Below are 7,536 nucleotides of genomic sequence, written 5' to 3'. Positions count from 1 at the left end.
GTGGATCAGGCGCACGAGGCACTCAAGCAAGTGTTCTGGGCAGAGGGCTTGCCCGTAGTCGAATTCCAAAACCAGCCACTGCCCGGCCATGAACTCATTCAGCGTAAGCTCGGCTACGGACGCGGCTGTCCCTGGTCCTGCCACGGACGCGGAGATCTTAGCTACCATATCGACGACTATCCGGGTGCGCTCGAGGCGATACGCTGCTCGCTCGTGGTCGGCTATCCCGCACAGGCTGTGCTCGCCAACCCCGAAGTCGTAGATGCCTACTTAGCCGCTTTCCGAAAGCTAGAGCGGAATTTGCGCGTGTTCGAGCGCTTTGCGGCCGATCTGCCGTCCATTCCACCCTGGCTCGCACCACCCCGGATATTCTGATGCGCACGCAATACCCGAATGTTGCAGCCGACTTTGCCCGCCAACTCGCTGATCGGGCCCACGCGCTGCGTCTGCTGATCCTGCGGACCCATGCTGCCGCTGGCCAGGGTCATCTTGGAAGTTCGCTGTCGATCGTGGAGATTCTGGTCGCTTTGATGTCTAGCGGGATAGACACTGGCCACTGGGCCGAGGGTGCACCGCACGGCGATCGCATCGTGCTCTCAAAGGGGCATGCCGCGCTCGCTTTCTATTGCGCGCTGACCCAAGTCGGAGTGGTGCCGCAACACGCTCTGGAGTCGTTCAGCCGCAACGGCGGTGAGCTCGAACCGCATCCTAACGAGCACACGCTTCCTGCTGTCCAAGCCTCCACCGGCTCGCTTGGACAGGGTCTCTCAATCGGTCTCGGCCTTGCATTTGGCAGCCGCATGTGCGGTCGCGACGACTCTTGCTTCGTCATTCTAGGAGACGGAGAGCTGAACGAGGGCCAGTGCTGGGAGGCGGCGATTGCGGCGGCGCAACTTCAGCTCGGCAATTTGGTGGCGGTGGTCGACGCCAATGGATTCCAGCAAGATGGCCCCATGGACGAGATCATGCCCATTCCCGGCATGGCAGCGGCGTGGCGAGCACTTGGCTGGGAGACCGCGGACGTCGACGGACACGACTGTTCGGCTCTGCTGGGGACGCTGGCGGCGGTGAATGCGGCCTCCACCGACCGCCCGAAACTGATCGTGGCGCGCACCGTGAAGGGCCGCGGGGTACCATTCCTCGAGCATACGACGGACAGCCATTTTCCGCCGCCGCTGACCGAAGTGGAGATCGCCATCGTCGATCAACTGGTCGCCAAGAGGTCTGCAGATGTCCGTTGGTGAACTCTATGGTCCTTTATTAACGGCGCTGGGCGGTCGCGACGAGCGGATAGTCGTCGTTGACGCTGGACTTGGCTCATCCATGCAGACTGGCCAATTCCGCGCCGCTTATCCGCAGCGATACGTCAATCTCGGAATCGCCGAGGCCAACGCGGTCGGCTTCGCTTCGGGACTTGCCCGCCGTGGTCTGCGGCCTTTTGTCCACTCGTTCTCCAACTTCCTGGCGCGCCGTGCGCATGACCAGATCGCAATTTCGGTCGTGGTGGCTGGATTGCCGGTCACGCTGGTCGCCGGGTCATGCGGCGTATTCGACGGTCGCAATGGTCCGTCGCATTTTGCTGGCGACGATCTGGCCGCTATTTGCGCGATGCCCGGCATGACCGTGTTCGAGCCCGCGGACGCAGTCGACCTGGAAACAACCCTCGAACGGGCGCGTGCGAGTGCCGGGCCGAACTATCTTCGGCTGCGCCGCCACGGCATGCCGCAGACCATCGGCGATTCGCTGCAAGCGCGCGAGGCCGTGCGCGTGATCCACATCAATTCCGCGCCGCCGATCGTCACGGTTGTGGCCATTGGCGCCATCCTGGACGAGGTCGTGACCGCATGCCGGATTCTGCTCGACGAGGGGATCGTACCGGAGCTCGTCCACGTCCTGCGGGCCAAGCCGCTCGACGAAGCCACCATCCTCGCTTCCGCGCGCCGTACGGGACGCATCGTCGCCATCGAGAATCACGTCGCGCATGGCGGTTGTGCCGCCGGCATTGCGGCGCTGGTTGCGCGTGAAGGGTTACGGTTCGCGGCGCTGACGTTGCCGGACGACATTCTCCCCGCCGGCGACGCTCGCTGGCTCCTCGCCCGTTGCGGACTCGACGCAACGTCGATCGCCGTGCGCCTCTCAAGCCTGCTGTCTTCGTGGAGTCACTAGTGATTCAACATCTCACTCCGCTTGCCGCTGCGTATCGCCAACAACTTCCGGACAAGACGCGCGCGCTCGTCCGGTGGCGCCGAGAAGCATTTGGCTTGCTGGCTGCCTTCCCGGACGGTCACGTGGCGGTGCTGGACGCAGGAGCGGAGCCTTTGCTGCACGCCGGCGCCGACTACGCACGCTGTGCCAGCTACCGTCTGCCTTGCCTCGAGGTGCCAACGGATTTCCATTTCTCTGCGCCGCTGATGGTCTGGTTGGAACTCACACGCGCCTGCAATCTTCGCTGTCCGCACTGCTTCGTCGAAGGTGGAGTGGCGCGGGCTGGCGAGATGACCACCGCTCGCATTCTGAGCCTGCTCGACGAGTGGGCGCAGATGGGTGTCTTCTCGGTCATCCTCACGGGTGGCGAGCCGACCATGCATCCGGATTTCCTCGATATTGTCCGTCATGCGCACAACCTTGGCTTTGTGGTCGGGATTGCCACCAACGGCATGCCAGTCACGAAGCGCATGCTGGCCGCGATCCCCCGGGATGATGTGATTATCAGCGTCAGCATTGACCACCTGCACGGTCAGGGCGCTCGCAAGGGCCTAAGCGACTTCGAGTTCACCAAGGGTAAGCTCCTTATGATGAAAGAGGCCGGCTTCAACACCTCCATCATGACGACGACATCGAGCCAGAACGTGCATCAACTACAAGCCATCATAGAGTGGGCGGTTGAGAATGATCTCAGCCTTCGCAGCGTACCATTCGTCGAGATGGGGCGCGGCAAGCTCAACGGACATCTGCTTAATCGCAATGAGGACGTCGAAGCTGCGGCCCGATTCTGGATGGCCGAGGAAGAATGGGAGCGCGTGCGCGATCCCAAGCTCGGCCTGTGTGCCGGTAAAGTCTTCAATTTCCTGCTGACGATGGTGTACGCGACACGTCGCTGCATGAGCGGCCGGGGCATCGCCTATGTCAATTCGAATGGCGACATTTATCCGTGCAGCACCTGTTCGGGCAACAAGGTCCTATGTGCAGGCAACGCGAAATGGACCCAGTTCCGGGAGATCTGGGAAGGCCACTGGGACATCCGCGCCATCACGTGGGACAGCTTCGAGCGAACCTGCGCCGGCTGCGCGATCGCCGATCGAAAGTACTTCTGCACGGGCCGGTGTCCCGGCAGTTCCAGCGTCCGCCATGGCCGTCTCGACGGGTGCGGAAGCACGAACTTCCAGAAAGCCAGCATCTTGCGCCGTGAAGAGTTGTTCAAGGCCAGCATCCACGCCGAGCCCGCCGTGCCGGTGCGTGTGCCGCCCGTGAACGCGTCCGATTCCTCTGTCACTGCATGATCCGGGATCCATCGATGCGCGTTTCGCTCGCAACCAGCCTTCATCTCGACCACGGCGCGCGCCGCTTCGACGCCCGCCCGGGCGATCCGATCGACGTTATGCAGGCGTTCGTGCCGGTCGGGCTGCTTTCCCTCAAAGCATCGTGCAATCGCGCCTGTCCGACCGCATCGGTCGACGTGGTCGAGGTCAACACGCTGATAAACGCCGGACGGATCGTGAACGGCAAGGACTTCTACGACGATCTTGCGGACACCATCCTGGGCGACGGGGCGGACGTCGTCGGCTTGATGACAGACTCGGACTCGCTGCACCATACCGTTGCGGTGGCAAAGCGCGTCAAGGCACGCTCACCGCGTTCGTTCGTTTGCCTCGGCGGACCGGCCTCTTCGCCGCTCGCCGGCAACCTTCTGCAGCGCTTCGAGGCGCTCGATTTCATCGTGCGCGGGGAAGGCGAGGAGACCTTTTCAGATCTCATGTGCGCGCTTGAGCACGGAACGATGCCGAGCGGCATCGCGGGACTGACCTGGCGCGATCGCTCGGAGGTCGTGCACAATGCTGATCGCAAGGTGATCGACGATCTTGACACCCTGCCGATCCCGGATTTCGCCGCCTATCCCAGGATGGCGGACGCTGCACTCTATCTCGATGTCGGTCGCGGCTGTCCGTTCAAGTGCTCGTTCTGTGCAACCGCGCCATTCTGGGAGCGGCGTTACCGGATGAAATCGATCCCGCGGATTCTCGACGAGATCCGCCTCCTTCGCGACCGCTGGGGCCGTCATCACGTGAACTTCTCGCATGATATTTTCACCTGTGACATGAAATGGACGCACCGCTTCTGCGACGCGATGAAGGCGGCTGAACTAGGCTTCACGTGGTCCTGCTCGACGCGCACCGATGTGATCGACCCCGATCTGCTCGCCCACATGGCCGAAGCCGGATGCGTCGAGATCTACTATGGCATCGAGAGCGGCTCCCAAGCGATGCAGGGAACGATCGATAAGAATCTCGACCTCCGCCGATCGCGCGAGATTGTGCGTACGACGGCCGCGCTCGGCATTCGTCCGGTCACCGGCTTCATTCTCGGTTACCCCAATGAGACACCCGAGTCGGCCTCGGACACAGTTACGCGCTTCTTCGACTTCCTCGAAATCGGCAGATATCGAGCACATATCTTCACACTTTGCCCGTTTCCGGGGGCACCGATGTTCGCCCGTGCCAAAGACTCGGTCGAGCGGCGGTCCGAGTGCCTCGACCTTCCACTTGCGACCAAGCCGGCGGCGGAGGCGGACCGGACAATCAACGAAAATCCCGACATTTTCGTCGGGCAGTTTCGATATGCGACGCCGGACATTTCGTCGGAGCTCATCGCTGCGGCCGAGGAGATTTCTCCGCACCTGGTGCTGCTCAAGCGGCTCTGGCCAATGCTGCTGCCGCACTATGATGCGCCGATGACCATGTTGACGCGCTGGACGCACTGGATTGCTGCGCGGAATGCGGACCGACCGTGGCGAGCCCGCCATCACGGCGATGCGGGCGACCTGATCGACTTCCTGGCTCGCGAACTAGCGGAGCTCGGCATCGCGGATGGCCGACTCGCAGAGTTCCTGCGCTATGAGGCTGTGAAGCTCGCTGCCGCGGCGCTCCCCATGGGCACGATGGAGGATGCGGGGCGGCTGCCGGAATTGAGCAGCGAGACGACGCTTGAGCGCGCTCGGCCCTATCTCCTTGCGGCGTTCGCAGTCGACATCGGTGCGGTGATCGCGGGGCAGTCGCTCCCGGTCAACGACATCACGTTGCCGCAGTGGGTCCTTTTCGCACGGGGGACGGGCGGTGGGCTCGACACGATGGTGATCAGCGAAGCCGCACGCCGCATCCTCGAATATGTGCAGCGGCCGCGAAAGGTGCGCGAACTCGCCCAGGCCGCCCTGATCGATTTCACCGGGCATGGTCGTGAGCCGATCGAGCGAGGTCTCGAAACGGTCCACGCGCTGCTCGTACGCAGGCTACTGAAGGAGGTGCAACCGTCATGACCGTGCCGTCGCATGTCATCGCCCACGCGCTATGCGAAGAGGGTCCCGTCTATGTCTACGATCTGGCCGTGTTGCGTCAGCGCCTCGCCCGATTGGATGCGCTGCCGATACGCCGCAAGCAAGTCCACTTCGCCACAATGGCAAACGACAATCCGCAGGTTCTCAGCGAAATAGCGGCGGCCGGACACGGCGCGTTCGTGAACTCGGCCCGCCATCTGTCGCTCGCATTGTCGGCCGGTTTTTCGCCTGATCGCATCATTTTCGCGTCCAGCAACATGACGCCGGACGAAATGCGGCATTGTCATAGCTGCGGCGTCCACCTCGTGCTGGACTCGCTGGCGCAAGTCGAGACCTTTGACGCCATGGCGTCCCGTGACACTGCGATCGGCGTCCGTGTCAACGTTGGCAGCGCCATCGATGCTCCGGACATCGCCGACGAACCCTCATATCGTTTCGGCCTACTGCCCGAGGAACTTACCTGCGCCGTGGAACGGGTTCGGAGGCTGCGGATATGCGGCGTGCATTCCTATTTTGGTACCGACATCATGTCACCGGCGACGCTGGCGGAGGGGTTGCGTAGGCTCGTAAACGTTGCAGTATCGTTGCCTGATCTGAGCTACGTCGACAGCGGTGGCGGGTTTGGCGTACCCGAGGAGGTCGGCGCTCCCGAGTTTGACCTGGATACCTACGGCCGTCTGGTGGCCGCGGAGCTTTCCGGGCTCGAGAGCCGGCTTGGCCGGCCTGTCAAGCTTGTGATCGAGCCCGGACGCTGGTTGGTCGCGCCGATCGGCTGGTTTTTCGTTCGCGTCGTCGATGTCAAGCGGCGGCCCGATCGAATCTTCGTCGGTACCGCGGCGAGTGTTGCGCAATTTCCGCGACCGCTCGTTTATCCCGAGAAGGCGCGCCATGCATGCGAGATCGTGACCTGTGAGCGCAGCCGCGCGCTCGCTGACCGTCCGATCTGGCTCTCGGGGAATTCCACGTATTCGCGCGATTTTCTCGCTCGCTCCGTCACGTTGCCAGAACCGGAAGTGGGTGATCTGATCGCATTCCATCATGCGGGCGCATATTGCCGCTCAATGGTAACCCGTTTTCTCGGCAAGGAGATGCCCGTCGAAATCGCTCTCGACGCAACAGCCCGCCAATCCCAACTGCTCAGCGTCGCCGAATGAGAGGAAAGCACATGTCGGCACTTGGAATGTACAGTCTGTTGCGGCGGCTCGAGCCGGCGCGCAACCAGCTCGCAAATCATGACGTCTATGCTGGTCTCAAATGCATCGAAGATATCCGCGTGTTCATGGAGCACCATGTTTTTGCGGTATGGGATTTCATGTCGCTGCTGAAAAGCCTGCAGCGTCGCCTAAGCTGTGTCGAGGTGCCCTGGCTGCCGGTGGGGGAGGCTCGCATGCGGCGGCTGATCAACGAGATCGTGCTCGAAGAGGAAACTGACCTGATCGACGGCGAACCCGCCAGCCATTTCGAGCTTTACCGTTCAGCGATGGTGGCAGCCGGCGCGAATACCCGACCGATCGACGCGTTCGTGGCGGCTCTGCGCGAGGGAGCGAGTGTGGCCGTCGCGCTCGCTGGCTGTTCGGCGCCGGTTGGCGCGCGCGCCTTCGTCGGCAAGACCTTCGAGATCATCGCCTCAGACAATCTTCACCAGATCGCAGCGGCGTTTACATTCGGGCGCGAGGAGGCGATCCCCGGCATGTTTCGCACGTTGGTCGCTTCGCTGGCGCGCCAGCCGTCCGGTTCGCTCAGTCCTTTCCAGACATATCTCGATCGTCATATAGGGCTCGACGAAGACAACCATGGACCAATGGCCGTGGCGATGCTCGCCGAATTGTGCGGAGACGACGAGCGACGCTGGGAGGAGGCTGCCGATGCGGCGTTGGCCGCGCTCGCTGCGCGCCTCACCTTGTGGAGCACGGTGTCAAGCGAGGTTTCGCTCCGAAGGCTTGGCATACCGAGCCTCGTTGCGGCGTGATTTTAGGCGGGAGCGCGCG

At 62.7% G+C, this 7,536-nt stretch carries 7 protein-coding genes; all 7 read left to right on the top strand.

The annotated features are described in order from the left end of the window. On the top strand, positions 1-375 hold a 375-nt coding region (locus tag FNJ47_RS21045; RefSeq protein WP_206685336.1), incomplete at its 5' end, for a hypothetical protein. Continuing rightward, on the top strand, positions 375-1,244 hold the full coding sequence (locus FNJ47_RS21040; protein WP_163156450.1) for a transketolase: 870 nt from the start codon (positions 375-377) through the stop codon (positions 1,242-1,244). The genes FNJ47_RS21045 and FNJ47_RS21040, both read left to right, overlap by 1 nt. Beyond that, entirely contained in the window at positions 1,231-2,166 is a 936-nt protein-coding gene (locus FNJ47_RS21035; protein ID WP_163156447.1) for a transketolase family protein, read from the top strand. The genes FNJ47_RS21040 and FNJ47_RS21035 overlap by 14 nt, the downstream gene beginning before the upstream one ends. Continuing rightward, positions 2,166-3,500 (top strand): radical SAM/SPASM domain-containing protein, encoded by a 1,335-nt coding sequence (locus tag FNJ47_RS21030; RefSeq protein ID WP_163156445.1) that lies wholly within the window; start codon positions 2,166-2,168, stop codon positions 3,498-3,500. The genes FNJ47_RS21035 and FNJ47_RS21030 overlap by 1 nt, the downstream gene beginning before the upstream one ends. Before the next feature lie 14 nt (positions 3,501-3,514). After that, a complete protein-coding gene (locus FNJ47_RS21025) occupies positions 3,515-5,530 on the top strand; it encodes a B12-binding domain-containing radical SAM protein (RefSeq protein ID WP_163156443.1) in 2,016 nt (671 codons plus the stop codon). Next, entirely contained in the window at positions 5,527-6,702 is a 1,176-nt protein-coding gene (locus tag FNJ47_RS21020; protein WP_163156441.1) for a diaminopimelate decarboxylase family protein, read from the top strand. Before FNJ47_RS21025 ends, FNJ47_RS21020 begins: the two co-directional genes overlap by 4 nt. After that, positions 6,699-7,517, top strand: a complete 819-nt coding sequence (locus FNJ47_RS21015; RefSeq protein ID WP_347341695.1) for a DUF3050 domain-containing protein — start codon at positions 6,699-6,701, stop codon at positions 7,515-7,517. The genes FNJ47_RS21020 and FNJ47_RS21015 overlap by 4 nt, the downstream gene beginning before the upstream one ends. Positions 7,518-7,536: the final 19 nt, after the last annotated feature.

Origin of the sequence: Bradyrhizobium uaiense (genome assembly GCF_010811875.1) — a bacterium.
GTDB classification, from domain to species: Bacteria; Pseudomonadota; Alphaproteobacteria; order Rhizobiales; family Xanthobacteraceae; genus Bradyrhizobium; species Bradyrhizobium uaiense.
Note: the sequence above shows the minus strand (reverse complement) of the source record. Positions and strands in the feature narration are given on the sequence as shown.